Raw genomic sequence first — 26,652 nt, 5'->3', positions numbered from 1 at the left:
TTCACGCCCACCAGTTCTTGTTCACGCCCCCGCCTCCCGCCGGGCTGCCAACGCGCCGACGATCGGACGCGGCCCGCCACCTTCGCCATCCGCCCGCCTTCCAGAAGCTCTTCGGCTGACCTGTCACCCTGGCACGCTCGGTAGAGCGTTCTAGGGGGTGAGGAGGCGATGCCGATGAGAGACCGACCGACCGAGGCGGACTTCGACGACTTCGTACGAGCACGCTGGAGCGCGACCGCCCGCCTGGCCTATGCGCTGACCCTGGACCATCAACGCGCCGAGGATCTGGCGCAGGAGTCGTTCACGAAGCTGTGGTTCCACTGGGGCAAGGCCAGTAGCGGAAGTCCGGAGGGCTATCTGCGCCGGATCGTGACCACCACCTTCCTGTCCGCCGGGCGCCGCCGCTGGTTCGGTGAGCAGCCGACCGACAGCCCACCCGACGTCGCCGTGGCCGCGGCCACCGGCCAGATCGACGAACGGCTCGCACTCCGTCGGGCGATGGCGCAACTGAGCCCGCGGCAACGAGCCGCCGTCTATCTCCGGTACGCCGAAGACCTGCCCGAACGCGCTGTCGCCGACCTGCTCGGCTGTTCGGTCGGCTCGGTCAAACAAACACACGCGCCGCGGACTCGACGTGCTCCGGGCCGAACTCCACTTCACGACACCCGATGAGCTGGCCGTCCTGGCCGGGAGGGGAATCGCATGACCTACGACCTGGCCGACAAGTTCGCCACACTGACCGACGACCGGCCCGAACCCGCCGACCCCGCAGTACTCGTCCGCTCCGGAATCACGCGCAGCCGCCGCCGGCGCCGTACCGGGATCTCCCTTGCCGGTGCGGCAGTCGTCACCGCGATCGCCCTCACCGCGGCGCCGCTCGCCGGAGCGCTCCGTGGCGGTGCACCCGAGGTCGCCGGTGCACCGACCGGGCATGGCACTCAAACCGTCGACTCCGTTCGCTGGGCGCCACAGCCGAACCGAACCGAGAACCTCTACCAGGTAGCCAGCAGAACCATCGACGGCGAGATCTGGGAAGCCTTCATCCACGGACGCGACGCCTGCCTGAGCCTCTTTCACAAGGCGGTCACCGATCCGATGGTCGATCCGATGAAACCTTGTGTGCCACACCAGACCGGCGTGGCACGTCCGTTCCGGTCGGCGCACGGCGGTTTCACGGTCTTCGCCGGAAGCACCTCCACGAAGGCCGCAGTCGTCCGCATCACGTCCGGTGACCGGGTCTACCTGGTGAAACCGGTCCCCACGATCGCGTCCAAGACCACGCTCTTCTACGCCTTCGGCCTGCCCGGAGTCGACTTCGGCAAGCCGAAGTTCCAGGCCTACGACGCGAAAGGCAAGCCGGTCAGCTAGCGCGGAAGCTGAGGAACTTCGTGCTGGGGTAGCTGTGGAAGTTGTTGGCCGGCTCGAGTGAGGCCTGGCCGGTGCAGTCGGGGGTGCGGTAGAGGAGGACGTCCTCGGTGGACCAGTTGAAGAGGGCACCGGGGGCGAAGGTCAGCTGGGTGCAGGCGGTGGGGACGTCCTTGTAGATGACGGCCTTGCCGCCGAAGCTGGTGGTTTCGTAGAAGCAGGCCAGGCCTGGCTCGCAAGCAGTGCTCTCCGAGTACGCCGAGGCCGAGGTGGCGGTGGCGCCGCCGAGCAGGAGGGTGGTGGCAGCAGCGCCGACGAGGATGCGACGGTTCACAAGAACTCCCGGTGAAAGAGGGGGCGATTTCTCTGTGCACCGACGAGCCTATGGTTGAACCTTCACCTAGAGAGCGCTTTCCGGCGTGTTGCGGCGGGAAAGCAGCCGGCGGCGCGGCTCTTCGCGGTCGATCCAGTCGAGGTCATCACCCAGTACGGCGTCGTTCGTCCGCTCGGCGTACGGGTCGGGCGGCGGCGGGACCGGCGGGAGTGCGCGCAGCTTCAGCGCGACCATCGGGATCGCGAGCAGGACGGCCACCACGAGCCAAGCGCCGTACTCGCGCAGGAGCGGCTCGAAGGAGTTGAAGAACGCATCCATCGCGCCATCGACAGTCGCATTGAACGACTGACCACCAGGCGCTCGGTCGATCGACTGCACCGCAGCGACGACGCCGAAGGAGGCGAGGTACCAAGCGGTCAGCGGAATCCAGTAGTACGCCGAACGCCACCCGCGCAACCAGCAGGCGACGTACAGGGCGAGTGCCAGACCCACGCCGACCAGCAGCCCGCTGAGCTGCCAGAGCCAGCGGAAGTCAGTCAGCTGAGCGGCGGGACGCAGCGCGTACCAGGCGAGCGGAAGCGCAAGCGCGAACGCGGCGACCACCGAGCTTCTGGTGCCCACGGCACCGAAGATGCCGCCGACAGCACTTGCCACCAGCAACGAGATCAGCAGACCCCGCTCGTCCCATGGGTTTCCGGTCAGCCACCAGGCGCCTGCGGCAACGATCACCACGAGCGGCACCGTCGCGCGGACCCGCGCGATCAGCAGACCGGCGAGCACTCCCCCGGCGAATCCGCCCAGGAGCAGGAGATCCAGCCGCGGCGGCACGAACATCGTCGTACCGCCGGGCAGGCCCTTCAGGTATGCCGCGGAGAAGCCACCCACGAACCAGGCGACGACAGCAGCCGGGATCGACCACAGGTAGCGCATTCCACATCCCCGTTCCCACCCCCAACCGAGGCGGACGGGGGTTAGTGCTGGGCTCTCTCGACCTTAGTCTTCAAGTCTTCCGCAGTGTCGACGGTAGCTCCCTCGGACCGCAACCAGCCGTCAAGACTCGCCCGATCCTGCAGAGACATCACGGCGACCACGTCACCCGGCACTGCCTGAGCGACCAAGGCCTGCGCCGCTTCGAGCTCGGTCGGGAACGCCGGTACGTCGTCGACGCCGACCGACGCGGCCCCCTCGCGGAACACCGCCTCCAGCTCGGACGGCGGCCGGCCGCGCAGGTACTCGCTCTTGTGCCCGATCGCGACCTGGTCGGCGCCACGTGCACCGATCGCACCCAGCGCGGAGACCATGTCGTCGGCCCGGTCGCCCGGGGAACCGAGCGCCAGCAGCAGACGACCACCTTCGTGGCGTACGCCGTTCATGATCTCCAGCAGGGCTTCCAGGCCGGCCTCGTTGTGCGCGAGGTCGATCACGACGGTGAAGCCGCGCAGCGAGTACATGTTCATCCGGCCGGGGTTGTTCTCGTTCGGCGCGAACGTGCTCAGGCCTTCGATCACCGCGGCCCGCGGCAGCCCGAGCCCGAGCGCCGCCGAGGCGGCCGCCAGCGCGTTCTCCACGTTGTAGTGCGACAGGCCGGACAGCGTCATCGGTACGTCGACGACCTTCAGCAGCGGTTCCGCGTCGGTCGCCTGGTCGAGCACCGTGATGAAGCCGTCGAGGACGGTAGTGGCCCGGCCGCCTTCGTCGAGTACGGCGCGGATCGACGGCGAGTCGGGATCGCGGGAGAACACCCAGCACTTGGCCGGCGAGCCGAGCCGCATCGCGAACGTCCGCGGGTCGTCCCCGTTCACCACGCACCAGCCGCGCGGGCGGGTGATGTGGGTGATGACGGCCTTCACCTCGGCGAGCTGGTCGACGGTGTCGATGCCGCCCAGGCCGAGGTGGTCCGCGGTGACGTTGGTGACGACGGAGACGTCGTTCGAGACGACGCCCACACCGCGGCGCAGGATGCCGCCGCGGGCGGTCTCGGTGACGGCCAGCTGGATGCCCGGCTGGGACAGCACCTGGCCGGCGCCGCTCGGGCCGGAGAAGTCGCCGTACTTGACGAGCTCGCCGTCGAAGTAGACGCCGTCGGTGCTCGACCAGCCGACGTGCAGCCCAGCCGCGCGGCCGATGTGCGCGATCATCCGGGAGGTCGTGGTCTTGCCGTTGGTCCCGGTGACCGCGACGACCGGCACCTTCGGCCGGATGGTCGGCGGCACGTTGCCGGGCGGCTCGTTGTGCACCCGCTCGCCGACGGTCGCCATCAGCTCGGGCAGGTGCTCGGCGCCGAACGCGTCCAGCACCTCGACGATCGCCGCCGCGAGCGCCCGCGCCCGCTGTTCGTGGGCCCAGGGGAAGGCCACGACCAGCCGATGGTTGTCCGACTCGGGCCGGACCCGGACACCGATCCGGCCGATCCCTGCCTCGCGGGCGATCCGCCGTACGACGTGACCGGTGACCCGGATCGCGAACCGCTGCCGGAACCCGGAGCCGATCCGGCCCGGCCGGGTGGCGCCCAGGCCTACGGCCTGCGCATAAGCCTTCGCGGCCGGCGCCGGAGCGTCGACCAGTGCAGTCACATCCAGCGTCAGCTTGACCGCCGCGCGGCTGAAGTAGAGGTTGGCGCCGTCCAGGACACGGAGCTCAACCAAAGAGGTCGTGGGCACTAGGAGATGTCCCCCGATCTCATGCAGTCGCGAGCATGTGCTCGGTGGTGTAGCTCGGCGTGCTGGGGTGAAGGCCTCGATGTGGTCCATCGTGGCTTTTGCCCCAGTGCGGCGAGGTGCGCCGCCGAGTGCAGCGCAGCACGCATGGGATTGGGGGACATCTCCTACGCTCCCATCGCGTGGTAGCCGCCGTCGACGTGGATGATCTCGCCGGTGGTGGAGGGGAAGAAGTCACTGAGCAGGGCGACGATGGTCTTGCCGGTGGGTTCGAGGTCGGTCGGGTCCCAGCCGAGCGGGGCGCGCTCGAGCCAGGGCTCTTCGAATTTCTCGAAGCCCGGGATCGCCTTTGCGGCCAGCGTCTTGAGCGGGCCGGCCGAGACCAGGTTGCAGCGGATGCCCTGCGCGCCGAGGTCGCGGGCAAGGTAGCGACTGGTCGACTCCAGGGCAGCCTTGGCCACGCCCATCCAGTCGTAGCCGGGCCACGCCACGGTCGCGTCGAAGGTCATCCCGACCACGCTGCTGCCGCGCGGCATCAGCGGTGCGCAGGTGGTCGCGAGCGACTTCAGCGAGTACGCCGAGACGTGCACGGCCTGCGCCACGTCCTCCCAGGGACCCTCGAGGAACTTGCCGCCGAGGATCGTCTCCGGGTTCCCGTACGCGATCGAGTGCACGACGCCGTCGAGACCGTCGACATGCTCCCGGACGGCGTCCGGCAGCGCGGCGAGGTGGTCGGCGTTCGTCACGTCGAGCTCGAGCACCGGCGGCTCGGTCGGCAGGCGCTTCGCGATCCGCTTGGTGATGCTCAGCGCGCGGCCGAAGTTCGAGATCAGCACGGTGGCGCCTTGTTCCTGCGCGACCTTGGCCGTGGCGAAGCCGATCGAGGAGTCCAGTGTGACCCCGGCGACCAGGATCCGTTTGCCGTCGAGGATGCCCACCGGCTTCCCCCTTTCACGAGAGTGAGTTGACTAGTTGCCCATACCGATGCCGCCGTCGACCGGGATCACCGCGCCGGTGATGTACCCGGCCTCCTCGGAGGCGAGCCAGCGGACCGCGTGCGCGATCTCCTCGGTCAGGCCGAACCGGCCGAGCGGGATCTGGCCGAGATACTGCTTGGCTGTGTCCTCGGGCAGTACGGCGGTCATGTCGGTCTCGACGAATCCCGGGGCGACCACGTTCGCGGTGATGCCGCGGCTGCCGAGCTCGCGCGCGATCGAGCGCGCCATCCCGACCAGGCCGGACTTGCTGGCCGCGTAGTTGACCTGCCCGGCCTGGCCGAGCAGCCCGACCACCGAGGAGATGAAGACGATCCGGCCCTTGCGCAGCCGCAGCATGCCCTTGGCCGCACGCCGCGCGACCCGGAACGAGCCGGTCAGGTTGGTGTCGATGACCGAGTCCCAGTCGTCGTCCGACATCCGCAGCAGCAGCGTGTCGCGGGTGATGCCGGCGTTGGCCACCAGCACCTCGACCGGACCGTGCTGCTCCTGGATGGTCTCGAACGCCGCGTCGACCTCTTCCTGGTTGGTGATGTCGCACTTCACCCCGAGGAAGCCGTCCGGCGGCGGACTGCTGTTGTAGGTGACGGCGACCTGGTCGCCGGCTTCCTTGAACGCGGTCGCGATCGCCAGCCCGATCCCCCGGTTGCCACCGGTCACCAACACAGACCTACCCACAAGAACTCCTCACCCGTCGCCAGTCGTAGCCGAACGCTATCCTCAGGAGTCTTCGAGCCGGAAACCGACCTTCAGTCCGACCTGGTAGTGGTCGATCTGGTTGTCGACGATGTGCCCGCGGATCTGGGTCACCTCGAACCAGTCGAGGTGCCGCAGGGTCTCGCCGGCCCGGCCGATGGCGTTCGTGATCGCCTCGTCGACCCCCTCTTTCGACGTACCGACGAGCTCGGTGACCCGGTAGGTGCGATCGGTCATCAGCGCTGCCCTTTCTGTCCTGCCTGCGCCCGGGCTGGAGGCGCGGCGTACCGTGGTTGTTGGTGAGGAGGATAGATGTCCAAACGTCGTGAACGGTCCGGCGAAACGGTCATTTCGGTGACGAGTGCGCAACCCGGCCGTTCCGAGGACCTGGACAGCCGCATCATCCGGTACGCCGCGATGATGGGACTGCGGGTGGTCTGTTTCGTGCTGGCCGTGTTCACCCCGTCGCCGTGGCGCTGGATGTTCGTCGCCGGCGCGATCTTCCTGCCGTACTTCGCGGTCGTGCTGGCGAACGTCGCGAAGACCGCGACGCAGGACGGCGGCACCCCGTACGTCGCGCCGGAGCGCCCTTCCCTGGAGGCATCTTCGGGCCCGGTGATCCGTGCCGAACCCGACGAAACCGAACACCCCGATGGGGTGCGACAGACCGACACCGAAAAGTGATCTGTGCCGGGACTGGAAAGTTCGCCGGGTTCCGTGTCAGAATCTCCCGCGTGCTCTGAAGTTCACTGTTGGAATTCAGACACTTGATGCGGCGTCGGACGGCTCCCCCCGTGGCTGTCCGACGTCGCTTCATTTGTGCCGGGGCCGATCATTTACCCCAGGCTATTGATTATTGAGGAATCAGTAATGGACCTACCCGAGATCTGCTCGTCCAAGGGGTGCGGCAACGCCGCCACCTGGGCGGTGCTGTGGAACAACCCCAAGATCCACACGCCCGACCGGCGCAAGACCTGGCTCGCGTGCGACGAGCACAAGGCGACCCTGTCGGACTTCCTCGACCGCCGCGGATTCCTTCGCGACGTCGAACCTTTCAACGCACCGGCGACTTAGCGAAAAAGCATATTTCCGGATTGTCGTCCGGCCGCTTTAACCGCCGATGGCGGACATCGGGCGCACCGGTTGCAGGAACTCGGGATCATTGATCCCGTGCCCGGGGAGTTTCTTCCACATCGCCCGCCGCCAGCGATCCGCGAGTTCCGTATCGTCGGCGCCCGCTCTTAGTGCACCGCGCAGGTCGGATTCGGTCCGGGCGAACAGACAATCCCGCACCTGACCGTCCGCGGTCAGCCGGACCCGGTCGCAGTCGCCGCAGAACGGCCGCGTCACCGACGCGATGATCCCGACCGTCTGGTCCCCACCGCGGACCCGGAAGATCTCGGCCGGCGCGCTCCCCCGGGTCGCCGCGTCGGTCGGCTCCAGGCCGAACGGCTCGCCCAGCTGCGCGAGGATCTCGTCCGCGGTCACCATCGTGGCCCGGTCCCAGCCGTGCTGCGCGTCCAGCGGCATCTGCTCGATGAACCGCAGCTCGTAGCCGTGCTCCAGACAGAACTCCAGCAGCTCCGAAGCGTGCGTGTCGTTGATCCCGCGCATCAGCACCGCGTTGACCTTCACCGGCGACAGTCCGGCTTCCTGAGCCGCCGCCATGCCGGCCAGCACGTCCTTCAGGCGGTCCCGCCGGGTCAGTTCGGCGAAAGTATCGGGCCGGATGGTGTCGAGGCTCACATTCACCCGATCCAGACCGGCCGCCTTGAGCGCCACTGCCTGCCGGGCCAGCCCGATCCCGTTGGTGGTCAGCGAGACCTCGGGCCGCGGCGCGAGGTTCGTCGTACGGTCGACGATGCCGACCAGACCGCGGCGCAGCAACGGCTCACCACCGGTGAACCGGATCTCCCGGACACCGAGCTGGGTGACCGCGATCCCTACCAGGCGGACGATCTCGTCGTCCGTGAGCAGCTCGGGCTTGGCCAGCCAGTCGAGCCCCTCCTCCGGCATGCAGTACGTGCAGCGCAGGTTGCAGCGATCCGTCAACGACACCCGGAGATCCGTGGCGACCCGGCCATAGGTGTCGGCCAGGCCTACCTGTGTCACCTCTTCAGTCGCCGTCACCAGGCCAGAGTACGTGCCGACGATCAGCGGTTGGGGGCGATGGCTTAAGTTCGAGATGTGCGTCGATTGATGAACGTCCGCTGGCTCGGCGCCGCGCTGACAATTCTGGTTCTCGCCGGGGTGTGTGTTCAGCTCGGCCGCTGGCAACTGCATCGGTTGCACGACCGCGAGGAACGCAACGGCGTGACGCGCTCCAATCTCGCCGCGCCACCGGCGCCACTCGACCAGATCGTCGGCCCACAGGCCGTCATCGGCGACCAGCACGCCTGGCGGACCGCGGTCGTCACCGGCCACTTCGACGCCTCGAAGCAGATAGTTCTCCGCTATCGAAATGTCAGCGACCGGCCCGGGTTCGAAATCGTCACCCCGCTCGTCCTTCCGGACGGCAAAGCAGTTCTCGTCGACCGTGGCTTCCTGCCCCGCCAGGCGGCCGAGCTGGCCCCGACCGCCATCCCCGCCGTACCGGCTGGTGAAGTGACGGTCACCGGGCGTCTGCAGCGCAGTGAGCGTGGTGGGCACACCAACGGCGGTACGCCGGACAACGGGACCGCGCGGCTGATCAACGGGCCGGAGTACGCGAAAGCGCTTGGTCTGGACCTGTATGACGGTTATCTGACCGTGAACAGCCAGGTGCCGGCCAACGACCCTTCGTTCGGGAAGTTCCCCGGGCCGGAGATCGACAGCGGACCGCACTTCTTCTACGCGCTGCAATGGTTCCTGTTCGCGATCCTCGCGGTCGGCGGACTGATCTACTTCACCCGCCGTCCGGCCACCAACGCGGCCGGCGAAGTTGTTGCCGAGCGCAACGACGTACCAGAACCCGCCGGTACGCCGGACTGAGCCCCGAACGCTTGCCGTCGGCCACGAACCGTCGAGGTGCGGAGCTTGCGGTGGTGAGGCAGGATGGTGCCGTGGACCTTGGACTGCGCGACCGCATCTACATCGTGACCGGTGCCAGCACCGGCCTCGGCTTCGCCACCGCGAAGGCCCTGGCCGCCGACGGAGCCCGGCTCGTCATCTCCAGCCGGAGCGAGGAGAACATCACCCGGGCCGCCGCCGAGCTCGGGGAGAACGTGGTCGGCATCCCCGTCGACAACGCGGACCCGGAGAGCGCCGAGCGGCTGGCCGCCACCGCGATCGCCAAGTGGGGTGCCTTGCACGGTGCTCTGATCAGCGTCGGCGGGCCGAAGCCCGGCACGGCGCTGGACTCCGACGAGGCCGACTGGCAGGCCGCCTTCAACAGTGTCTTCCTCGGCGGGCTGCGGATCGCCAAGGCGGTCGCCCGAGCTGGTTCGGACGGGACGTCGATCGCCTTCGTGCTCTCCTCGTCGGTCAAGTCCCCGATCCCGGGCCTCGCCATCTCGAACGGACTGCGCCCCGGCCTGGCCATGGTCGCCAAGACCCTGGCCGACGAGCTCGGACCGAACGGCGTCCGCGTCAACGGCCTGCTGCCCGGCCGGATCGCGACCGACCGGCTCAAGGAGCTGGACGGCAAGGGCGGCGACCCCGAGGTGGCCCGCCGCAGCGCCGAGCGGACCATCCCCCTGCGCCGGTACGGCGATCCCGACGAGTTCGGCCGGGTCGCCGCGTTCGTCCTCTCCCCCGCCGCCTCCTACCTGACCGGCGCGATCATCCCGATCGACGGTGGCGCCCTCCGCACGTTCTAGACCGCATTCCCCCGGAGGGATGGGATCTTCCCACCAGTTCCTGGTAATTACTCGCATAGATCACAGGGGCGCTGTTATCTTCTAACAGCCTCATTCGCCCCCTGGGAGGAACTGATCCATGCGACGAACCAAGATCCGGACGGCCGGCGTCCTGCTCGGCGCCCTTGCGTTGGTGGTCACCACGAGCGGCGTAGCGAACGCCGCGTCGTTCAGCTACGGTGCCTACGAGGGCGGCGGCTGGGGGTCCTGGCAGCAGGACCCGGGCGACGGCGCACCCGGGGACTCGATCGAGGCGTGCGACATGAAGGCGGACGGGTGGGGAATCGAGGTCCGCCTGGACATCGGCCGCGACGGCGACATCGACCGCAAGGTCAGCACCCGCGGTCACCCCGCCGACTACTGCTCGGGCTGGGCCAGCGGCGACATTCCGGAGGGAACCAAGGTCCGCGTCTGGGTCGTGAAGGTCAACGGCAGCACCGACTACCACCCGGTGTACAAGGACGGCACCGCCTAGCCGTCGGCTGGATCAAACGCGGGCCTTCCGGCGGCATCGGCACCAACCGCACCTGCGCCAAACAAACCATCAACTCCCTCCTGACCGACGCAGCCACCGGCGCCCTCCCACCCCCACCCTCCCGACGCCGCTTCCCCCGCCTACCCAAACCCCGCCCGTAACTGGGCGGGATGGCAAGGTCGGCGGTCGAGGTTCCCCCTTGCGGAATTTCAGTGGATATCCGTTCAGGTTGACCCTTCTCTGCCCAAATATTGAGCAGAGAAGGGTCAACTTGCGGGGAGATCCCCTCGCTTTTCTGCACCGCAACCGAAGCCCGGAAGCTTAGGCGACCGGCACCCGGTCGCCGACCTCGCCATCCGCCTCAGCCACAGGATTGGCCCGCCACCCGCTCGTTGGCGCCGGCCGCGGCGGCGGGCAAACTACCGCGTGCGCTGCCGGCCGCATGCCAGCGCGCGGAACGTGGGTTTGCGGGGATCTGCTGCCTCCCAGCGGCAGTAGATCCGCGCAGAGCACGCAGTTGCTGCGGATTCGAGCACCCCAGCGGGCGGATGCTGTTGGGTAGGAGCTTGCAGCGAGCTGTGAGGGAGTGGTGTGGTGCTGGCGTGGGATGGGACGACTCGTCAATCGGGCTGGTCGTCCTTCGGGCGGTCCTTGTCCTTGGAAGGCTGGACGCGCTTGGGCTCGCCGGGCATCTTCGGATACTCCGGCGGGTAGGGCAGGTCGGCCTCGCCGTGGTCGCGTTCGTGCTTGGCCGACAGCTCCAGCAGTGACTCCAGCGAGAAGGCCTGCTCGCCGACCGCGGCGTGCAGGTCACCGACCTCGGCGAACCGGGCCGGCATCGTGAGCACATCGAAGTCGTCCGGTACGACGTCGTCCAGCTCCTCCCAGCGCAGCGGCGCGGACACCCGGGCGCGCGCGTTCGGACGGACCGAGTAGGCCGAGGCGATGGTGCGGTCCCGGGCCATCTGGTTGTAGTCGATGAAGATCCGCTCGCCGCGCTCCTCCTTCCACCAGTTCACCGTGACCTGGTCGGGGAGCCGCTTGGACAGCTCGCGGCCGAGCGCGATCACCGCACGGCGGGCCTGGATGAAGTCCCAGCGCGGCTCGATCGGCACGTAGACATGCAGACCGCGGCCACCTGAGGTCTTCGGGAAGCCCTCCAGGCCGTGCTCGGCGAGCAGTTCGCGCAGCGCCGGCGCGACCGCGACCGCGCTCTTGAAATCCGTCCCCGGCTGGGGGTCGAGGTCGATCCGCAGCTGATCCGGGTGATCGACGTTCGGCCGCCGCACCGGCCAGGGGTGGAAGGTCAGCGTGCCCAGGTTGGCCGCCCAGGCGACCACCGCCAGCTCGGTCGGGCAGACCTCGTCGGCGGGCCGGCCGCTGGGGAACTTGATGGTCGCGGTCTCCACCCACTCGGGCGCGCCCTTGGCCACCCGCTTCTGGTAGAACGCGTCGCCGCGGTTGTCCGCCCGGGTCGAGAGTTTGGCCCCCTCGAACCAGCCGCCCGGCCAGCGCTCGAGCGTGGTCGGCCGGTCCCGGAGCGCGCCCAGGATGCCGTCGCCGACCGCGACGAAGTAGTTCACGATGTCGAGTTTGGTCAGCCCGCGCTCCGCGAAGTACGGCTTGTCCGGGTTGCTCACCCGGACCTGCCGCCCGCCGATCTCGAGCTCGATCGCCTTGGTCGCCGCCATGCGGTGACGCTACCGCGCGGCGCCGACAAACCTCGGGAAAACACCGGAAAGGCAACTTTTCGTCAACCCTGGCCACGTCCGGTAACTGGGCGGTAACGTACACGCACTTCGTTCCTGGGGCGTGAGGCCCCCGGGACGCTTCGACAAGGAGCGCGAGGATGAACAGATCCGCCCTGTTCGCCGCTGCCACCGCAGTTGCGACCACCACCGCCCTCGGGCTGACGTCGGCCACCACCGCCACCGGTGCGCCAACGGCAGCCCCCGTCCCCAGTCCCGCGGCCGCCGTCGCCCAGGCCAAGGCCGCGATCGGGGACAACCTCGCCGCGCTGAAGGCCACCCCGGCCGACGCGTTCGCCGTACGCGATGTGATCGTCGACAAGAGCGGCGCCACCCACGTGCGGATGGACCGGACGATCGGTGGGCTGAAGGTCCTCGGTGGCGACGTCGTCGTCCACCAGAGCGACGAAGGCGTGTGGCAGGGGGCCAGCGTGACCCTGACCAAGAGCGCGAACGTCGACCGGACGCCGAAGGTCAGCGTCGCCAGTGCCACCACCAAGGCGCTCGCCAAGGGCCAGCAGGCCGAAGGCAAGCCCGCGCTGGTGATCGAGGCCCGCAAGGGCACGCCGCGCCTGGCCTACCTGGTGACCACGACCGGCACCCAGGCCGACGGCACGCCGAGCCACATCACGACCACGGTGGACGCGCTGACCGGCGCGAAGCTGATCAGCGAGCAGCACATCGAGACCGCGACCGGTGACGGCCAGAGCCTGTACTCCGGCACCGTGCCGCTCGACACCACGCCGGCGACCGGCGGCTTCACGCTGACCGACCCGGCCCGCGGCAACGGCTTCACCGGCGACGCGAACAACAAGACCGAGTCGATCCTGTGCCAGCTGCTCGGCATCGGCTGCATCGTCCCGACCAAGTACACCGACGCCGACAACCACTGGGGCACCGGCACCACCGCCGACCGCGCCAGCGCCGCTGTCGACGCCCACTACGGCGCCGCGACGACGTTCGACTACTACAAGAACACCCACGGCCGGAACGGCATCTTCAACGACGGCAAGGGCGTCCCGAGCCGCGTGCACTACGGCTCGAACTACGTCAACGCCTTCTGGGACGGCAAGCAGATGACGTACGGCGACGGCGACAACGTCGTCGCGGGCCCGCTGGTCTCGATCGACGTGGCCGGCCACGAGATGTCCCACGGCGTCACCTCGGCGACCGCCAACCTCACCTACTCCGGTGAGTCCGGCGGCCTGAACGAGGCCACCAGCGACATCTTCGGCACCCTGGTCGAGTTCTACTCGAACAAGGCCGCCGACCCGGGTGACTACTACATCGGCGAGCGGATCATGAAGGACCGCCCGGCGCTGCGCTTCCTGGACCAGCCCAGCAAGGACGGCAAGTCCGCAGACTGCTGGTCGTCCGGTGTCGGCAACCTCGACGTCCACTACTCCTCGGGGGTCGCGAACCACTTCGCTTACCTGCTCGCCGAGGGCACCGGTCCCAAGACCATCGGCAACCTGCCGCACAACGGCACCACCTGCAACAACTCCACGCTGCAGGGCATCGGTCACGACAAGCTCGGCAAGATCTGGTACCGCGCGCTGACCGTCTACATGACGACCAGCACCAACTACGCCCAGGCCCGGACCGCGACGCTGAACGCGGCCACCGACCTGTACGGCGCGAGCAGCCCCGAGCGTGCCGCCGTCGCCGCCGCCTGGACCGCGGTCAGCGTCAACTAAACAGGTGATTTCGCCGGTCCTGTCCCACTGGGGCGGGCAGGACCGGCGAATGATCCCCCGTGCCCTCGTGGGCAACAACCAGGTGTTCACGTATTGGACCTTGGCGGGGACCTGTCCGGGTGTGAGACTGCGCGACATGTCTGCCCAAATCCGACCACGACGCCGCCTGGGCGCTCTGGTCATCACTTCCACACTTATCGCCTCCGGAGCGGCTGTCGTCAGCGCCGTACCGGCGGGCGCCGCGTCCACTTCGGTGGTCATCACCGAGGTGTACGGCGGTGGCGGCAACAGCGGGGCGCCGTACACGAACGACTTCGTCGAGCTGACCAACAACAGCTCCGCCCCGGTCGACCTGACCGGATGGACGATTCAGTACGCCTCCGCGGCCGGCACCTCGTGGACCAACAAGATCACTCTGACCGGATCGATCGCACCCGGCGGGGTCTACCTCGCCCAGGGCGCGTCCGGCGGCGCCAACGGGCAGCCGCTGCCGACGCCTGACGCCACCGGCAGCGTGAACATGTCCGCCGCCTCCGGCAAGGTCGCACTGGTCTCCTCAACCACCAGCCTGAGCTGCGCGACCGGCTGCGCCACCGCGCCCGGCGTGATCGACTTCGTCGGGTACGGCGCGGCCAACGACTTCGAGACGAGCGCTGCCCCGGGGACGTCGAACACCACGTCGGACACCCGCAAGGTGCCGACCACCGACGCCGACAACAACGGCACCGAGTTCGCCGAGGGTGCGCCGACGCCGAAGGCGCTCACCTCGACGCCGCCGGACCCGGACCCGATCGACGCCAAGATCCACGACGTCCAGGGCGCCGCGCACCTGTCGCCGCTGGCCGGCAAGGTCGTCGGCAACGTGACGGGTGTGGTCATCGCGAAGAGCGGTAACGGCTTCTGGTTCCAGGACCCGCAGCCGGACGACAACCCGGCGACCAGCGAGGGCCTGTTCGTCTTCACCAGCTCCGCTCCGACCGTCTCCGTGGGTGACGCGGTGACCGTGCAGGGCACCGTGGCCGAGTTCCGGCCCGGCGGTGCGGGCGGGGTCACGAACCTCACCACGACCGAGCTCACGCAGGCGAAGATCACGGTGACCGGCACGGCCGCCGTACCGGCTCCGACCATCGTCGGTCCGGGTGGCCGGGTGCCGCCGTCGACGGTGATCGACAACGACTCGTCCGGTGATGTCGAGACCACCGGCACGTTCGACCCCGCGCAGGACGGCCTGGACTTCTGGGAGTCGCTCGAGGGCATGTGGACCGGCATCAACAAGCCGGAGGTGACCGGCCCGACGAGCTCCTTCCGCGAGCTGTCCGTCGTACCGGCCGGCGCCGGCGTGCGGACCGTCCGCGGGGGCATCGTGCTGCAGAAGACCGACAGCAACCCCGAGCGGATCCTGCTGGACGACCTGCTCGTACCGATCCCGGACGCCAAGACCGGTGACAAGCTGGCCGGCACGGTCGCCGGTGTCGTCGACTACGCGTTCGGCAACTTCAAGCTGCTGCCGACCACCACCCCGACCGTCATCGACGGTGGCGTGAAGCGCGAGGCGACCAAGGCCTCGTCGCTGCTGCAGGTGTCGGTCGCGACCTTCAACGTGGAGAACCTCGACCCGTCCGACGGTGACGCCAAGTTCGACGGGCTCGCCCAGGCCGTGGTCAAGAACCTCGCCGCGCCGGACATCATCGGGCTCGAAGAGGTCCAGGACAACGACGGTGCGACGAACTCCGGTACGACGGCCGCCAACGTCACGCTCGACCTGCTCACCGCGGCGATCGTGAAGGCGGGCGGACCGAAGTACGCCTACCGCCAGATCGACCCGGTCAACAACGCCGAGGGTGGCGAGCCGGGTGGCAACATCCGGGTCGCGTTCCTGTACCGCACCGACAAGCCGGTCAAGTTCGTCGACCGGGCCGGCGGCGGTTCGGCGGTCGCGACGACGGTCACCACCGACCGCTTCGGCCGCCCGCACCTGAGCGCCTCGCCCGGCCGCGTCGACCCGGCCAACCCGGCCTGGGCCGCCACCCGCGTGCCGCTGGCCGGCGAGTTCACCTGGCTCGGCCAGAGCCTGTTCGTGGTGGTCAACCACTTCAGCTCCAAGGGCGGCGACAACCCGCTCTGGGGCCGGACGCAGCCGCCGGTCCAGTCGTCGGCTCCCAAGCGGCACGAGCAGGCGCAGGCGGTCCGGTCCTTCGTGGACGGGATCTTCGCCAAGGACAAGGGCGCGAACGTGATCGTGCTCGGTGACCTGAACGACTTCGACTTCTCCGAGACCACCGACATCCTGGTCGGCTCGGGCAAGACCGCGCTGATCGACATGCCCCGGACGCTGCCGCTGAAGGAGCGTTACAGCTACGTGTTCGAGGGCAACAGCCAGATCCTCGACCAGATCCTGATCTCGAAGAACCTGCAGCCGGCCTCGACGTACGACGTCGTGCACATGAACGCCGAGTTCCCCGACCAGATCAGTGACCACGACCCGCAGGTGGTGCGCGTCATTCCACTGCCGTCATGGATCCACTGATTTCGTGAGCCTTACGTCGGTGGTCAGGACGGGGTTTTCTTGCCCTGACCACCGATACTGGGCTTGTGACTGATTCCACCAAGCAGTACGCCGTACAGAAGTCTGACGCGGAGTGGAAGGTGCAGCTGTCCCCCGCGGAGTTCCAGGTGCTGCGCAAGGCCGGTACCGAGCGGCCCTTCACCGGTGAGTACACCGATACCAAGACCGTCGGTGTCTACAAGTGCCGAGCCTGTGACGCGGAGTTGTTCCGGAGCGAGACCAAGTTCGACTCGCACTGCGGCTGGCCGTCGTTCTTCGCGCCGCTGGCCGAGGAGCGGGTCGAATACATCACCGACACCACCCTCGGCATGAAGCGGGTCGAGGTCCGCTGCGCGAACTGCGGCTCCCACCTGGGCCACGTGTTCGAGGGCGAGGGCTACGGTACGCCGACCGACCAGCGCTACTGCATCAACAGCGTGAGCCTGGTGCTGGAGCCGGAAGCCTAAATCGGCGTGGCCAGGGCTACCGGGTTGCCTTCGGGGTCGGCCAGGTAGGCCTGGCGTTCGCCCCACGGCATGGTGGCCGGCTCCTGCAGTACCGGGTGGCCGGCCTTCCGGAACACTTCCACCTCGGCCTCGACGTCGTCGACGTACACGAAGAGCTCGAAGCGCGGCGCCGTACCGACGGTGATGCCGAGCTGGGCCTCCGGCCAGTTGGAGTCGGCGATCCCCAACGAGGAGTCGCCGCGCTCGAGACCGACGTAGTGCGGGTCGCCCTCGAGCGGGAACTGATATGTCATCTCGTAGCCGAGCAGCGCGTAGAACTCGACCGAGCGGCGCACGTTGCTCACGTAGAGCACCGGGAACGCCTTGCGGTGTATCACGCCAGGTTGGCGATCAGCTCGCCCAGCTCGGTCCGCTTGCCGGTGTAGAACGGCACCTCTTCACGGACGTGCCGGCGGGCGGTGGACGCGCGCAGGTCGCGCATCAGGTCGACCATCCGGTGCAGCTCGTCGGCCTCGAACGCCAGCATCCACTCGTAGTCGCCGAGCGCGAACGAGGCGACCGTGTTCGCCCGCACGTCCGGGTAGCTGCGGGCCATCTTGCCGTGCTCGGCGAGCATGAACCGGCGCTCCTCGTCAGGGAGCAGGTACCACTCGTAGGAGCGGACGAACGGGTACACGCAGACGTACGCGCGCGGCTCCTCGTCGGCCAGGAACGCCGGGATGTGGCTCTTGTTGAACTCGGCCGGCCGGTGCAGCGCGAGCTGCGACCAGACCGGCGCGAGGTGCCGACCGAGCCGCGACCGGCGCAGCGCGTGGTACGCCTTCTGCAGCGCGTCCGAGGTCGGCGCGTGCCACCAGACCAGGAAGTCGGCGTCGGCACGGAGGCCCTCGACGTCGTAGAAGCCGCGGATGACGACGTCATCGGCCGCCAGCTTGCCGACCAGTTCGTTCAGCTCGGCGGTGAGTTCGTCGCGGTCCACGTCACCGAGCCGGGTCTCCACCTTGAAGACCGACCACATGGTGTAGCGGATCACATTGTTCAGCTCGCGCGCCTTCGGCTTCTCGGTCACGGAGCCATTCTCTCCAATGAATCGGTGAAACCACGCACCCGGGTGGCCGCTTTCACACCCGAGGCCACACAGGCCGCGATCCCGACACCCCGGTACGCCGCGCCTGCGACCTCGAGACCGGGGACCTCGGCCACGGCCGCTTCCACTCGATCGACGCGGTCGAGGTGGCCGACGGCGTACTGGGGAAGTCCGCCACCCCAGCGGCTGACGAGGGAGCCGATGATCGGTCCCTGGAGGCCGACGGCGCGGTTCAGATCGGCCGCGGCCAGGCGGACGAGCTCGTCGTCGGAACGCTGCACGATGTACTCCTCGCCGAGGCGGCCGACCGAGGTCCGCAGTACGGCGAGGTCTCCCCCGGCGTCACTCGACCACTGCCACTTGGCGTGTGAGTAGGTGGCGGCCTTGATCGTGCGCTGCTCCACCGACGGGACCAGGAATCCCGATCCGGTGGCGGCCTCGGGCCAGTCGCTCTTGCGGACCGCGAGCGTGACGATCGCCATACTCGCGTACTCGATCGCGGCCAGCTCGGTCGATGCCGTCGGCACCAGTTCGGCCAGCATCCGGCCGGCTGGGGCGGCCGGGGTGGCGACGATCACGGCATCGGCGGTCAGGTACGTCGGGGCCGGCACCGGGCCGGCTTCCAGCGTGTAGCCGTCCGGGGTGCGGGTGATCCGCCGTACGGCGAGTTGTCGTTGAATGACCACGCCGCGGGCGAGCAGGTCCTTCTCCAACGCCGCGATCAGCGTGTTGATGCCGCCGACGAGGCCGGCGAACACGGGTTGACCGGCGCGCTTCTGACCGAGCTCGCGCAGCTCGGCGGTGGCGGCGAGCAGACTCGGGGCTGTCCGCAACTTCGCGTACAGATCCGGTACGGCGGCGGCCAGCGAGATCTCGTCCGCCTTGCCCGCGTACACGCCGCCGAGCAGCGGATCGATCAGCTTCTCGGTGACCGCCGATCCCATCCGCTCGGCAACGAACCGCCCGATCGCAACGTCCTCGGTCAACGCAGGCGGCGGCAGCTCGGCCTCACGCGCGACCTGCTCAGCAGCGGCAGTCCCCAGTACGTCGGCCGCGGCGGCCGGGTCGACCGGAACGCCCATCACCGTCGGCGGAATCGCCCGGATCCGATCGCCGACCCACAGCCCCGCCGAGGTCGTTGCCGGATGCACCAATTGGTCCGCGAGGCCGACCGCCTTGATCAGGTCGACTGCCTCCGGCCGCCGAGCCAGCACCGACTCCGCGCCGAGGTCGACCGGCACGCCCTCGACCTCGGCACCGGCCAGCTTCCCGCCCAACCGCGGCGACCCTTCGAGCACCGTGATCCGCGGCGGATTAGGCCCACTCGCCAACGCGTGCGCAGCAGCCAGTCCACTGATGCCGCCGCCCACCACAACAACCCGGCTCACTAGCCCTCCAAGCTCAACACGTACGCCACCTGCGGTCTCTCACCGACCGTACGCCCGGCTGCTCGCCTCCTGGGGCTGGTCGGCGATCGAGGCCGCGAAGTACTGACGGTTGTCGCGTTCGAAGGCGAGCAGCTCGTCTGCGTGGTCCGCGGTCGGTCGTTCGAGGGTGACGCCGTACTCAGAGAGCAGCACGTGCAGACTTCGTCTGGACGTACTTCACGATGCGGCCGAGGACCTCGGGGTCGGCATCCGGCGGGACGCCATGGCCGAGGTTGAAGATGTGACCGGGCGCGGCCTGACCCTCCACGAGGATGCGGTCGATCTCGGCCTCCAGCACCTCCCAGCCGGCGTGCAGCAGCGCCGGATCGAGGTTGCCCTGGACCGGCTTGGTGCCGCCGATCCGGCGAGCCGCCTCGTCCAGCGGCACGCGCCAGTCGGCCCCGACCACGTCGGCGCCCGCGTCGCTCATCAGACCGAGCAGCTCACCCGTGTTCACCCCGAAGTGGATCTTCGGTACGTCGTACGCCGAGAGCGCGGCGAAGACCTTCGCCGAGTGCGGCTGCACGAACCGCTCGTAGTCGCGCGGCGACAGTCCACCGGCCCACGAGTCGAACAGCTGAATCGCCGACGCCCCCGCCTCGACCTGGACCGTCAGATAGGCGATCGCTACCTCGGCCAGCCGGTCGGCCAGCGCGTGCCACAGCTTCGGGTCGCTGTGCATCAGCGCCTTGGTCTTCGCGTGGTCCTTGCTCGGCCCGCCCTCGACCAGGTACGACGCCACCGTGAACGGCGCGCCCGCGAATCCGATCAGCGGGGTCTCGCCCAGCTGCGCGACCAGCTCCTGCACCGACTCGGTGATGTACGGCACGTCGGCCGGCGTCACCGGGCGGATCGCCTCCACCCCGGCGAGGTCGCGGATCGGGTCCGCGACGACCGGGCCGACTCCGGGCTTGATCTCCACCCCGAAGCCGGTCGACTTCAGCGGCGTCACGATGTCCGAGTAGAAGATCGCCGCGTCGACGCCGTAACGGCGTACCGGCTGCAGCGTTATCTCGACGACGAGGTCGGGCCGCAGACAGGACTCGAGCATCGTGGTCCCCTCCCGGACCGCGCGGTACTCGGGCAGTGACCGGCCGGCCTGGCGCATGAACCACACCGGAGTGTGCGGACCGGGCTCTCCGCGAGCGGCGAGCAGGAAAGGGGAACTGGCAGGCGTCGAAGGCACACGGAAATGATCCCACGCTCCACCGAACAGCTATTCCGGGCCTGACCGGTGCCGGTTCTGACGACGCTCGCGCTTGGTTACCGGCGCGTCGAGAGCAGCGTCGGTGCGTAATCAGTCGTAGGCTGCGAAGCATGGGTGCCCGCAAGCAGGTCGACGCGCCACCCGCGGAGTTTGCCGAGGCCGTGACGCAGTTGCGCGGTGCCCGGTTCCGGCCCGAAGTATTCGTCGAGGAGATGCCGGCACCGCAGCGGATCGCTCCGCACGCGGCCGCGGTCAGCGCCGATGTGACGATCGACGGCGACGATGTCGCCACCGGTCGGCTCGTCGTCCTCTACGACCCGGCCGGGAACGACGCCTGGCAGTCGACCTTCCGCTGTGTCGCGTATGTGCGCGCTGCCGTCGAGCCGGAGATGGTGACGGACGCGCTGCTCGGTGGCGTGGGCTGGACCTGGCTGATGGAGGCGCTCGCCGATCGGGGTGCGGAGTATCTGGCCCCGAGCGGTACCGTCACCCGCGTGGTTTCGGAGAGCTTCGGCGGCATGGCCGACGACGACGCGACGGCGGAGATCGAGATCCGCGCGTCCTGGAGCCCCGTGCCCGGCCCCGGCGGACTGGTCGACGTGACCAAGCACGCCGAGGCGTGGGGCGAAACACTGTGTACGGCGGCCGGACTGCCGCCGGTGCCGCCGGGGGTGGTCGCGATGCCGACCCGGCGTGGACAGCGGGGCCGATGAGCCAGGCCGACCCCCAGCAGCAGCCGCCAGTTGAAGCTGAGCCGGTCCAGGACGGGCCGGTCGTGGAACTGCCGCTCCTCGAGCTACGCGACGGCCTTTCCGAGGTCGTCGACACCGACCCGGCGCTGACCGAAGTCATCGAAGCCTTCCGAGCCGGCACCGGTTCGGTTGCCGTCGACGCCGAGCGCGCGTCCGGCTACCGCTACTCGCACCGGGCCTACCTGGTCCAGCTGCGCCGCGAGGGCTCCGGCTCCGCGCTGGTCGACCCGATCCCGTTCGGCGACCTGTCTGCTCTCGGTGACGCGATCGTCGATGCGGAGTGGATCATCCACGCCGCGAACCAGGACCTGGCCTGCCTCGCCGAGGTCGGCATGGTCCCGCGCAAGGTTTTCGACACCGAGCTCGCCGGCCGCCTCCTCGGCTACCCGAAGGTCGGCCTGGCCTCACTGGTCAGCGAGGTCCTCGGCTACCGGATGCGCAAGGAGCACTCGGCCGCCGACTGGTCCACCCGTCCGCTTCCCGCGCCCTGGCTCGTGTATGCCGCTCTGGACGTCGAGATGCTGATCGAGCTCCGCGATGCCATCGAGGCCGAACTGCGCCGCGAAGGCAAGTGGGAGTGGGCCGAGCAGGAGTTCGCGGCCATCCTGTCCGCACCCCCGCGCGAGCCGAAGCCGGATCCCTGGCGCCGGACCTCGGGCATGCACCGGGTTCGCAATCGCCGGAGCCTGGCCGTCGTACGGGCGCTCTGGGAGGCCCGCGACCAGATCGCGTCGTCCGCCGACATCTCCCCCGGGCGAATCCTTCCCGACGCCGCGATCGTCGAGGCCGCGGCCGCGATGCCGACCGACCGCGACACGCTCCAAAAGCTCACCGCCTTCAAGGGGCGCGGCGCACACCGCCACATGCGCACCTGGTGGGAGGCGATCGATCACGCCCGCCGCCTCCCCGACACCGAACTCCCCAAGCAGGGCCCCCGGTACGACGGCCCGCCCCCGGCTCGCGCCTGGGCCGACCGCGACCCCGACGCCGCCGCACGCCTCTCCGCCGCGCGCACCGCGGTCTCCGAGATCGCCGAGGCCCACCGCCTCCCCACGGAGAACCTGCTCTCCCCCGACACCATCCGCCGCCTCGCCTGGACCCCACCCGCGGACGCCGACCTCACCGCCGTCTCCACCTTCCTCCGCGACCACCACGCCCGAGACTGGCAGATCGCCCTCACCGCCCCCGTCCTCACCGACGCCATAGCCACCGAACCAGCCACCAACCTCGACTAACCCGGCTCACCCACCGAACGCCCAACCGCGCACCGGCGGCCGTCGAGCGAAGCCACCTCCCTCACGCGTCGACCAGACAGCACGGCTAGCCGCCGTGGTGGCAGAGGTAGATGGCGAGGCCACGGTCGAACTGCGCGTCGCCGGGGGTTTCCGGCTCTGGGTCGGGTGGGCTGTCGCGGACCGCCCCCACTGATCAACCTCTGCTTGGTCCACCTCGGCACGCTCAACCGCAGCCCGAAACCGCCTGCGGAGCATGTTGGTCAGTGGCACAGGTCCGCTGCGCTGTTGGGTGCGGGCCGAAAGTCCTCGGCCGGGGGCCGTGGGCTTGTGGTTGCTCGCTGCGACCGGCCGATCTGAAAGACAGCGTGGCTGGGCGCCGCGGTGGCTGGGGTCTTGTCTGACCAGGAACCCCTCCTTCCCGAAGGTGCTCGTCCCATCCGACCGCTCGGATTCGGCCGGCGGGCTAGGCGGTGGCTGGTCGCCGCTGCGGCCGGTGTTACTCAGACGGGTGGCTGAGCGGGTGCGTGGTTGAGGGGGATGGTTCGGTCGGTGACCGCGGTCCCCGGTTGCCTGTGGTTAACGGGTTGTGGTTGCCGCCGAGGATCAGGAGGCTTGGTAACTGACCCGCCGCGGTGGTTGGCGCCGCCCGGTCAGCTGGCTGAGAGTAAGCGTGAAGGCTGGGTCGTCGAGTGTGAGGAGCGTGTCGCCGGAAATCGAAATCCAGCGACACGGACCCCACACTCGAGTGCCGATCGCACACTGACGCCACTCGCCGGGCCACTTTCCCAAACAGTGACCTGAAGTTACCCACTAGCGTCGCCCTCGCCCAGCCCAGCCATAGCCCGGAAGCTCAAGCAACCGCAACCGTGGTCACCGGCCTCGCCAACCCCCTCAACCACGCACCGGCCCCGGCCACCCGTCTCAGCACATCGGCCGCAGCGGCGACCAGCCACCGCCCACCCCGCCGGCCGGATCCGAGCGGACGGACGGGACGAGCACATTCGGGAAGGAGGTTACTGGCTAGACAAAGACCTCAACCACCGCGGGAACCTCCCCGGCCGCCCCCCACCAGGCCAAATCCCGGCTTAGCGGGGAACTACTGCCTCCCAGAGACAGCAGATCCCCGCAAACACCCACAAACCCCGCCCAGCCACAGGTTCACCGATACCTACTGCCAAATACCGGCAGCAATGGGCTGGCTGGCGCGGTGGTTGTGGGGCTAGGGTGTCGCGTTATCCGGTGGATTTTGGGTGCTCCGTGACGATTTTCCACCGGATAGCGGGAGTGACAGTGGTGGAGCATCCCGACCGGCGCACTATGAGGTGGCTGGGTCGAAGATGGCGCTTTGGACGTAGGCCATGGCGGCTACGAACTTGGGGTCGGTCAGGCGGCGGGTCATCTCGTCGGGGTCTACGAGCTCGATGCGGGTGTGGAGCCAGTAGAGGTTGCCGAAGGGGTCGCTGACGCGCGCGACGACGTCGCCCCAGAGCATGTGGGTGGGTTCGGTGACGACCGTGCCACCGGCGGCGACGGCGTTCCTCAGGGTGAGCTCGACGTCGGGAACGTAGAGCCGGAGGAACGCGGGGGTCGGCGTCCAGTTGGGCTTGTCGAACATCATCACGACAGAGTCCCCGATGCGCATCTCGGCGTGACCGATGCGTCCCTCGTCGTCGACGACGCGGCCGCCGAGGTCCTCGGCGCCGAAGGCGGCGGCGAGGAAGTCCATCAGGCCGGCGGTGTCACGGCCGATGATCCACGGGGTCACCGAGTGGTAGCCGTCGGGGATGCACTTCACAGTCATGTCCTGCTCCTTCATGGTTGGTACTCACCACGCTAGGAGCAGAACAGGACAGCTTGTGACCCCTACTTCTTTGAAAAAATTACCGCGAAAGCTGAGCCTCGATCGCCGAGACGACCTCTTCCGACTCCGGCGTGGTCTGCGGGCGGAAGCGGGCAGCGACCGTGCCCTCGGGGCTGATCAGGAACTTCTCGAAGTTCCACTGGATGTCACCTGCCTCGCCGGCGGCGTCGGTGGTCTGGGTGAGTTCGGCGTACAGCGGGTGGCGGTCGTCGCCGTTCACCTCGAGCTTGTCGAGCATCGGGAAGGTGACCCCATACGTGGTGGAGCAGAAGGTGTCGATCTCTTCGGCGGAGCCGGGCTCCTGGCCACCGAACTGGTTGCAGGGCGCACCGAGGACGGTGAAGCCGCGCGACTCGTAGGTCTTCTGCAGGTTCTCCAGGCCTTCGTACTGCGGGGTCAGGCCGCACTTGGACGCGACGTTCACCACGAGGACGGCCTTGCCCTTGTACTCACCGAGCGACGTCGGCGCACCGGACAGAGTGGTCAGCGGGATGTCATACAGACTCATGCGGCTCCTTGCAGGTTACGAGAGAGGAATTCGACCGTGCGCTCCCACGACAGCGCCGAGGCGTCGATGTCGTGGAACGCGGGCATGGGGTTGTCGAACGCGTGACCGGCGCCCGGGTAGCGGTGGACCTCCGCGCCGACCAGCGCGGGCACGACTACGTCCACCGGGACGTAGTCGTCGGCGTCGCCGAAGTGGTGCAGGCTCGGCGCGGTCACGTCGGGCGCGAGGTGCAGAAGGTTCGGCAGAGCAGAGCCGTAGTAGCTCACGAGCGCATCCGGCGACGAGACCGCGGCCACGTTGAAGGCCAGTCCACCGCCGAAGCAGAAGCCGATCAGCCCGGTACGGCGATCGCGGCCGCGCAGGTACTCCAGGGCGGAAACGCAGTCCGTGACCGCCTGGTCCCAGTCGAGCCGCTGCATCGTGCCGATCGCGCGTTCGAGCAGATCGGGAGCGTCCTCGTCGTCCAGGTCGACGCCGTCGAGGCGCCAGTAGACCTCGGGCGCGATCACGTAGTACCCGAGCGCGGACAGCTCCGCGGCACGCTGCTCGATGTACGGCGAGACCCCGAAGATCTCCTGCAGGAGCAGGATTCCGGGCGCGCTCGAATCAGCGTCCCCCCACTCGTGCACTGGCATCAAACCTGAACCTGTGTCGATCTCCAAAGTCACACGTTGAAGGGTACGACCTCCCGCCGAACCGGCTGCTCCACGGGTCCGGGGACCCAGCTCGCAGTCTCCTCGATCGCCGCCGTCAACAGGTCGAACAACCGCTCGTCCGGATTCGGCACGCAGGCCTGCGAGATGCCCTCCACGGCACAGGACACCGCGCGCGGAGCGGTCCGGCGCGCGAAGTCCGGCGTACCGCGATGGGCCCGCGCGGTGAAGGACCGCGCCCACTTCGTGGCGGAGGGGACTGACTCCAGTACGTCGCGCGAGGCCGGCTCGAGGTCGTCCAGCGGCCGCCCGTCCAGCAGGGCCAGCTGCCGCTCCCCCACCAGCAACGCGACGGCCAGGATGTACTGCCGTTCCTGTGAAACCACCGGCAGCGCATGCTGAATGCACCGCGCGGTCACCCGCGGTACGACGTGTGGGTCATCCGGCGTCAGCCCGATCACCGACGGGATGAGCGGCGCCAGGCGAGTCCGCCCGGCGTCCGACGTGCAGTCGTTGACGTCGCGAGCCACCCCCGCCAGCAAGGCGTGCGTACACCCCGGATGGTCGGACCACGGTTCGCCGGCCAGATACGAGGCGAACTCCATGAAGCACGCACCCTTGCGCGGATTGCGGTGCTTCCCCCGGCTGAGAACGGGGACTGACAGCTCAAAGTTGTTCATAGAACAGCTCCCGATGAGTACCTGTCGTCTCAGCATGCGCCGATTCCCGGCCGGACGCCACGGCTTGGCTGAACTGGCGTCAGATGGTCCAGCTGACCGGATAGTTGACGATCGGGGTGAACGTCACACCGATCGCCTCCATCTCCCCGCGCGCAACGACGGCCATCTCCCGCAGCCCGCTCATCTGCGCCGCATGATCCGCCGAATCCCAGACGCTGACGTGCACGACCGAGCCCTCCGGCGAGACGGCCGCGTAGTAGTGGATCAGACCCGGGAGCGCCTTGATGGCCGGGACCAGGTACTCCGCCGTCTTCGCGGTCACGGCGTCGACCTCGGCGAACCGGCCCGGGTCAAAGGTCCCACGGGACACCCGGACAACCGCTGTCGCTGGTAGGGCCTCGGCCATGGTGATCCTCCCCTGATCGGT

Annotated in this window: 30 protein-coding genes; 12 read left to right on the top strand and 18 right to left on the bottom strand. The window is 68.7% G+C overall.

Translation table 11 applies throughout. The features are described from left to right. The first annotated feature begins 174 nt into the window (after nucleotides 1-174). Together OG474_RS37025 and OG474_RS37020 are read left to right on the top strand one after the other, a co-directional pair. The gene (locus tag OG474_RS37025) at nucleotides 175-672 is read left to right on the top strand and encodes a SigE family RNA polymerase sigma factor (protein WP_405058301.1); all 498 of its coding nucleotides are present in this window, start codon (nucleotides 175-177) and stop codon (nucleotides 670-672) included. Between the two features lie 30 nt (nucleotides 673-702). Then, complete coding sequence (locus OG474_RS37020) at nucleotides 703-1,368, top strand: hypothetical protein (protein WP_405058300.1); 666 nt, start codon at nucleotides 703-705, stop codon at nucleotides 1,366-1,368. Here the strand turns inward: OG474_RS37020 and OG474_RS37015 are convergent. The 6 genes from OG474_RS37015 to OG474_RS36990 all read right to left on the bottom strand — a co-directional run bounded on the left by OG474_RS37015 (nucleotide 1,361) and on the right by OG474_RS36990 (nucleotide 6,284). Further along, on the bottom strand, nucleotides 1,361-1,699 hold the full coding sequence (locus OG474_RS37015) for a hypothetical protein (protein ID WP_405058299.1): 339 nt from the start codon (nucleotides 1,697-1,699) through the stop codon (nucleotides 1,361-1,363). The genes OG474_RS37020 and OG474_RS37015 overlap by 8 nt on opposite strands. A 66-nt stretch (nucleotides 1,700-1,765) precedes the next feature. Then, complete coding sequence (locus OG474_RS37010; protein WP_405058298.1) at nucleotides 1,766-2,629, bottom strand: hypothetical protein; 864 nt, start codon at nucleotides 2,627-2,629, stop codon at nucleotides 1,766-1,768. Between the two features lie 41 nt (nucleotides 2,630-2,670). Beyond that, nucleotides 2,671-4,359, bottom strand: a complete 1,689-nt coding sequence (locus OG474_RS37005) for a Mur ligase family protein (protein WP_405058297.1) — start codon at nucleotides 4,357-4,359, stop codon at nucleotides 2,671-2,673. Nucleotides 4,360-4,523: 164 nt separating this feature from the next. After that, the gene (gene fabI, locus OG474_RS37000) at nucleotides 4,524-5,294 is read right to left on the bottom strand and encodes an enoyl-ACP reductase FabI (RefSeq protein WP_405058296.1); all 771 of its coding nucleotides are present in this window, start codon (nucleotides 5,292-5,294) and stop codon (nucleotides 4,524-4,526) included. A gap of 30 nt (nucleotides 5,295-5,324) precedes the next feature. Then, nucleotides 5,325-6,029, bottom strand: a complete 705-nt coding sequence (gene fabG / locus OG474_RS36995) for a 3-oxoacyl-[acyl-carrier-protein] reductase (RefSeq protein WP_405058295.1) — start codon at nucleotides 6,027-6,029, stop codon at nucleotides 5,325-5,327. Nucleotides 6,030-6,071: 42 nt separating this feature from the next. Further along, nucleotides 6,072-6,284: a dodecin gene (locus OG474_RS36990; protein ID WP_405058294.1), complete on the bottom strand. Its 213-nt coding sequence runs from the start codon at nucleotides 6,282-6,284 to the stop codon at nucleotides 6,072-6,074. A 75-nt stretch (nucleotides 6,285-6,359) separates the two neighbouring features. Between OG474_RS36990 and OG474_RS36985 the strand changes: the two genes are divergently transcribed. Then, complete coding sequence (locus tag OG474_RS36985) at nucleotides 6,360-6,731, top strand: DUF3099 domain-containing protein (RefSeq protein WP_405058293.1); 372 nt, start codon at nucleotides 6,360-6,362, stop codon at nucleotides 6,729-6,731. 186 nt (nucleotides 6,732-6,917) lie between these two features. Continuing rightward, the gene (locus tag OG474_RS36980) at nucleotides 6,918-7,121 is read left to right on the top strand and encodes a hypothetical protein (RefSeq protein ID WP_405058292.1); all 204 of its coding nucleotides are present in this window, start codon (nucleotides 6,918-6,920) and stop codon (nucleotides 7,119-7,121) included. Nucleotides 7,122-7,157: 36 nt separating this feature from the next. On the opposite strand, the gene moaA is transcribed toward OG474_RS36980, so the two are convergent. Beyond that, nucleotides 7,158-8,177 (bottom strand): GTP 3',8-cyclase MoaA, encoded by a 1,020-nt coding sequence (gene moaA / locus OG474_RS36975; RefSeq protein ID WP_405058291.1) that lies wholly within the window; start codon nucleotides 8,175-8,177, stop codon nucleotides 7,158-7,160. Between the two features lie 57 nt (nucleotides 8,178-8,234). Here moaA and OG474_RS36970 point away from each other — a divergent pair, with 57 nt between their 5' ends. The 3 genes from OG474_RS36970 (at nucleotide 8,235) to OG474_RS36960 (ending at nucleotide 10,358) form a co-directional block, all read left to right on the top strand. Then, complete coding sequence (locus tag OG474_RS36970) at nucleotides 8,235-9,017, top strand: SURF1 family protein (RefSeq protein ID WP_405058290.1); 783 nt, start codon at nucleotides 8,235-8,237, stop codon at nucleotides 9,015-9,017. Nucleotides 9,018-9,088: 71 nt separating this feature from the next. Next, the gene (locus OG474_RS36965; RefSeq protein ID WP_405058289.1) at nucleotides 9,089-9,844 is read left to right on the top strand and encodes an SDR family oxidoreductase; all 756 of its coding nucleotides are present in this window, start codon (nucleotides 9,089-9,091) and stop codon (nucleotides 9,842-9,844) included. A gap of 118 nt (nucleotides 9,845-9,962) precedes the next feature. Continuing rightward, nucleotides 9,963-10,358 (top strand): hypothetical protein, encoded by a 396-nt coding sequence (locus tag OG474_RS36960; RefSeq protein WP_405058288.1) that lies wholly within the window; start codon nucleotides 9,963-9,965, stop codon nucleotides 10,356-10,358. Nucleotides 10,359-10,978: 620 nt separating this feature from the next. Here OG474_RS36960 and ligD read toward each other — a convergent pair. Next, on the bottom strand, nucleotides 10,979-12,049 hold the full coding sequence (ligD, locus tag OG474_RS36955; RefSeq protein ID WP_405058287.1) for a non-homologous end-joining DNA ligase: 1,071 nt from the start codon (nucleotides 12,047-12,049) through the stop codon (nucleotides 10,979-10,981). 158 nt (nucleotides 12,050-12,207) lie between these two features. On the opposite strand from ligD, the gene OG474_RS36950 reads away from it, so the two are divergent. The 3 genes from OG474_RS36950 (at nucleotide 12,208) to msrB (ending at nucleotide 16,815) form a co-directional block, all read left to right on the top strand. Then, nucleotides 12,208-13,803 carry a M4 family metallopeptidase gene (locus OG474_RS36950; protein ID WP_405058286.1) on the top strand — a complete coding sequence of 532 codons (1,596 nt, stop codon included), beginning with the start codon at nucleotides 12,208-12,210 and terminating at the stop codon, nucleotides 13,801-13,803. Nucleotides 13,804-13,939: 136 nt separating this feature from the next. Beyond that, entirely contained in the window at nucleotides 13,940-16,330 is a 2,391-nt protein-coding gene (locus OG474_RS36945) for a lamin tail domain-containing protein (RefSeq protein ID WP_405058285.1), read from the top strand. 65 nt (nucleotides 16,331-16,395) lie between these two features. After that, nucleotides 16,396-16,815, top strand: a complete 420-nt coding sequence (msrB, locus tag OG474_RS36940; RefSeq protein ID WP_405058284.1) for a peptide-methionine (R)-S-oxide reductase MsrB — start codon at nucleotides 16,396-16,398, stop codon at nucleotides 16,813-16,815. Here the strand turns inward: msrB and OG474_RS36935 are convergent. Genes OG474_RS36935 through hemE form a run of 5 tightly spaced genes read right to left on the bottom strand, consistent with a single transcriptional unit; the run spans nucleotide 16,812 to nucleotide 20,515 of the window. Further along, on the bottom strand, nucleotides 16,812-17,159 hold the full coding sequence (locus OG474_RS36935; protein WP_405058283.1) for a VOC family protein: 348 nt from the start codon (nucleotides 17,157-17,159) through the stop codon (nucleotides 16,812-16,814). The two genes, msrB and OG474_RS36935, sit on opposite strands and share 4 nt — an antisense overlap. Nucleotides 17,160-17,188: 29 nt before the next feature. After that, a complete protein-coding gene (hemQ, locus tag OG474_RS36930) occupies nucleotides 17,189-17,884 on the bottom strand; it encodes a hydrogen peroxide-dependent heme synthase (RefSeq protein WP_405058282.1) in 696 nt (231 codons plus the stop codon). Further along, the gene (gene hemG, locus OG474_RS36925) at nucleotides 17,881-19,290 is read right to left on the bottom strand and encodes a protoporphyrinogen oxidase (RefSeq protein WP_405058281.1); all 1,410 of its coding nucleotides are present in this window, start codon (nucleotides 19,288-19,290) and stop codon (nucleotides 17,881-17,883) included. The genes hemQ and hemG overlap by 4 nt, the downstream gene beginning before the upstream one ends. Before the next feature lie 39 nt (nucleotides 19,291-19,329). After that, complete coding sequence (locus tag OG474_RS36920; protein ID WP_405058280.1) at nucleotides 19,330-19,482, bottom strand: hypothetical protein; 153 nt, start codon at nucleotides 19,480-19,482, stop codon at nucleotides 19,330-19,332. Beyond that, the gene (hemE, locus tag OG474_RS36915; RefSeq protein WP_405058279.1) at nucleotides 19,469-20,515 is read right to left on the bottom strand and encodes a uroporphyrinogen decarboxylase; all 1,047 of its coding nucleotides are present in this window, start codon (nucleotides 20,513-20,515) and stop codon (nucleotides 19,469-19,471) included. The genes OG474_RS36920 and hemE overlap by 14 nt, the downstream gene beginning before the upstream one ends. A gap of 131 nt (nucleotides 20,516-20,646) precedes the next feature. On the opposite strand from hemE, the gene OG474_RS36910 reads away from it, so the two are divergent. Together OG474_RS36910 and OG474_RS36905 are read left to right on the top strand one after the other, a co-directional pair. Next, nucleotides 20,647-21,249 (top strand): DUF3000 domain-containing protein, encoded by a 603-nt coding sequence (locus OG474_RS36910; protein WP_132407951.1) that lies wholly within the window; start codon nucleotides 20,647-20,649, stop codon nucleotides 21,247-21,249. Next, nucleotides 21,246-22,523 (top strand): HRDC domain-containing protein, encoded by a 1,278-nt coding sequence (locus tag OG474_RS36905; protein ID WP_405064651.1) that lies wholly within the window; start codon nucleotides 21,246-21,248, stop codon nucleotides 22,521-22,523. Before OG474_RS36910 ends, OG474_RS36905 begins: the two co-directional genes overlap by 4 nt. Nucleotides 22,524-23,838: 1,315 nt before the next feature. Here the strand turns inward: OG474_RS36905 and OG474_RS36900 are convergent. From OG474_RS36900 to OG474_RS36880, 5 genes are all read right to left on the bottom strand, one after another. Beyond that, nucleotides 23,839-24,324, bottom strand: a complete 486-nt coding sequence (locus tag OG474_RS36900) for a VOC family protein (protein ID WP_405058278.1) — start codon at nucleotides 24,322-24,324, stop codon at nucleotides 23,839-23,841. A 79-nt stretch (nucleotides 24,325-24,403) separates the two neighbouring features. Further along, nucleotides 24,404-24,892: a glutathione peroxidase gene (locus OG474_RS36895; RefSeq protein WP_405058277.1), complete on the bottom strand. Its 489-nt coding sequence runs from the start codon at nucleotides 24,890-24,892 to the stop codon at nucleotides 24,404-24,406. Next, nucleotides 24,889-25,527, bottom strand: coding sequence for a dienelactone hydrolase family protein (locus OG474_RS36890; RefSeq protein WP_405058276.1), 639 nt, complete (start codon nucleotides 25,525-25,527; stop codon nucleotides 24,889-24,891). Before OG474_RS36890 ends, OG474_RS36895 begins: the two co-directional genes overlap by 4 nt. Before the next feature lie 29 nt (nucleotides 25,528-25,556). Beyond that, nucleotides 25,557-26,225, bottom strand: coding sequence for a hypothetical protein (locus OG474_RS36885; protein ID WP_405058275.1), 669 nt, complete (start codon nucleotides 26,223-26,225; stop codon nucleotides 25,557-25,559). 79 nt (nucleotides 26,226-26,304) lie between these two features. Then, entirely contained in the window at nucleotides 26,305-26,631 is a 327-nt protein-coding gene (locus tag OG474_RS36880; RefSeq protein ID WP_405058274.1) for a hypothetical protein, read from the bottom strand. Nucleotides 26,632-26,652: the final 21 nt, after the last annotated feature.

Source organism: Kribbella sp. NBC_01505 (assembly GCF_045040285.1).
GTDB lineage: Bacteria > Actinomycetota > Actinomycetes > Propionibacteriales > Kribbellaceae > Kribbella.
Note: the sequence above shows the minus strand (reverse complement) of the source record. Positions and strands in the feature narration are given on the sequence as shown.

What these genes read in the sequence shown, in the direction of transcription:
- OG474_RS37025 (WP_405058301.1), top strand. Translation starts at nt 175, where the DNA reads ATGAGAGACCGACCGACCGAGGCGGACTTCGACGACTTCGTACGAGCA.
- OG474_RS37020 (WP_405058300.1), top strand. Translation starts at nt 703, where the DNA reads ATGACCTACGACCTGGCCGACAAGTTCGCCACACTGACCGACGACCGG.
- OG474_RS37010 (WP_405058298.1), bottom strand. Translation starts at nt 2,629, where the DNA reads ATGCGCTACCTGTGGTCGATCCCGGCTGCTGTCGTCGCCTGGTTCGTG.
- OG474_RS36990 (WP_405058294.1), bottom strand. Translation starts at nt 6,284, where the DNA reads ATGACCGATCGCACCTACCGGGTCACCGAGCTCGTCGGTACGTCGAAA.
- OG474_RS36985 (WP_405058293.1), top strand. Translation starts at nt 6,360, where the DNA reads ATGTCCAAACGTCGTGAACGGTCCGGCGAAACGGTCATTTCGGTGACG.
- OG474_RS36980 (WP_405058292.1), top strand. Translation starts at nt 6,918, where the DNA reads ATGGACCTACCCGAGATCTGCTCGTCCAAGGGGTGCGGCAACGCCGCC.
- OG474_RS36960 (WP_405058288.1), top strand. Translation starts at nt 9,963, where the DNA reads ATGCGACGAACCAAGATCCGGACGGCCGGCGTCCTGCTCGGCGCCCTT.
- ligD (WP_405058287.1), bottom strand. Translation starts at nt 12,049, where the DNA reads ATGGCGGCGACCAAGGCGATCGAGCTCGAGATCGGCGGGCGGCAGGTC.
- OG474_RS36950 (WP_405058286.1), top strand. Translation starts at nt 12,208, where the DNA reads ATGAACAGATCCGCCCTGTTCGCCGCTGCCACCGCAGTTGCGACCACC.
- OG474_RS36945 (WP_405058285.1), top strand. Translation starts at nt 13,940, where the DNA reads ATGTCTGCCCAAATCCGACCACGACGCCGCCTGGGCGCTCTGGTCATC.
- OG474_RS36910 (WP_132407951.1), top strand. Translation starts at nt 20,647, where the DNA reads ATGGGTGCCCGCAAGCAGGTCGACGCGCCACCCGCGGAGTTTGCCGAG.
- OG474_RS36905 (WP_405064651.1), top strand. Translation starts at nt 21,246, where the DNA reads ATGAGCCAGGCCGACCCCCAGCAGCAGCCGCCAGTTGAAGCTGAGCCG.
- OG474_RS36900 (WP_405058278.1), bottom strand. Translation starts at nt 24,324, where the DNA reads ATGACTGTGAAGTGCATCCCCGACGGCTACCACTCGGTGACCCCGTGG.
- OG474_RS36895 (WP_405058277.1), bottom strand. Translation starts at nt 24,892, where the DNA reads ATGAGTCTGTATGACATCCCGCTGACCACTCTGTCCGGTGCGCCGACG.
- OG474_RS36890 (WP_405058276.1), bottom strand. Translation starts at nt 25,527, where the DNA reads ATGCCAGTGCACGAGTGGGGGGACGCTGATTCGAGCGCGCCCGGAATC.
- OG474_RS36885 (WP_405058275.1), bottom strand. Translation starts at nt 26,225, where the DNA reads ATGAACAACTTTGAGCTGTCAGTCCCCGTTCTCAGCCGGGGGAAGCAC.
- OG474_RS36880 (WP_405058274.1), bottom strand. Translation starts at nt 26,631, where the DNA reads ATGGCCGAGGCCCTACCAGCGACAGCGGTTGTCCGGGTGTCCCGTGGG.